Below are 1,180 nucleotides of genomic sequence, written 5' to 3'. Positions count from 1 at the left end.
GATATAACTCAAAATGAAAACATGTTGATCGTGAAGGGTGAGCGTAAAGCAGAAGAAGGCAAAAACTACGTGTACCAAGGCATTGCAGAGCGCGATTTTGAACGTAAGTTCCAACTCGCGGACTATGTAAAAGTGACTGGCGCTTCAATGGAAAACGGCCTATTACACATTGACTTGGTTCGTGAAATTCCAGAAGCAATGCAACCACGCAAAATTGCTATCGGTGGCAACAACCTGCTAGAAAGCAACTAATCAGCAAGTTATTTGCCCTATAGAGTGAGAAAGAGCGCCAGTTGGCGCTCTTTTTAATTTGTGTCTTTGATGCGGGAGTTTGCTTTACTGACTTTGTAGGTAAGCCTTTTCGACTTCTTCCGCGATAATCGCGATACCTTTCTGCATCATCTCATCGTCTTGAACGTAGTTCATGCGCAAGCACTGATGAGCATGGTCCCACTCGTCTTTCTGACCAATAAAGAAATACTCCCCCGGAACAATCAATACGCCACGCGCTTTCAAGCGTTGGTACAACTCCATTGTCGTAATTGGCAACTCATCAAACCATAACCACAAGAAGATCGCCCCTTCAGGTTTGTGGATACGGAATCGCTTGTCTGTAATCGCCTGTTGTAGCAGTTCTACCGCGCGTTGTGATTTCTGCTTGTAGAACGGCTTAATCACCTCTGAACTCAGTTTGAGTAGATCGCCTTTAGCGATGATGTGGTTTGCCAATGCTGGGCCAACACTGCCTGGCGCTAAGCTGATGATGCCATTCATATTGGTGAGTGCTTGGGTGATTTCTTCACTCGCAATCACAATCCCACATCGCACACCCGGTAAGCCAAGTTTAGATAAGCTCATGCACAGGATGGTGTTTTCATTCCAGAACGGTTCGACATCTTCAAAAATGATGTTCGGGAACGGCAAGCCGTACGCATTGTCGATGATCAGTGGGATGTTGTTCTCGCGCGCCAATTTGTCCAGTTTACGCACTTCTTCGTCAGTCAGTACGTTACCTGTTGGGTTGGTTGGGCGAGATGCACAAATTGCTGCGACGGAGTCATCGACGGTGAGCTTTTCAAAATCAACGTGATATTTGAATAGGCCGTTGTCGAGTAGCTCTATTTCTGGATGGTACGAAACAAAAATGTCTTCATCGATACCTGCATCACCGTAGCCAATG

Annotated in this window: 2 protein-coding genes; one reads left to right on the top strand and one right to left on the bottom strand. The window is 46.1% G+C overall.

Annotated features, from left to right (window positions below; genetic code table 11):
- On the top strand, nucleotides 1–252 hold a 252-nt coding region (locus R7Q47_RS25495; RefSeq protein WP_318090150.1), incomplete at its 5' end, for an Hsp20 family protein.
- Nucleotides 253–336: 84 nt separating this feature from the next.
- Here the strand turns inward: R7Q47_RS25495 and R7Q47_RS25490 are convergent.
- The coding region (locus tag R7Q47_RS25490) for a valine--pyruvate transaminase (RefSeq protein WP_318090148.1) at nucleotides 337–1,180 on the bottom strand (844 nt) is incomplete at its 5' end.

The organism is Vibrio sp. Vb0349, from assembly GCF_033338975.1.
The sequence above is the reverse complement of the archived record's forward strand: the minus strand, read 5'-3'. Positions and strand labels throughout refer to the sequence as shown.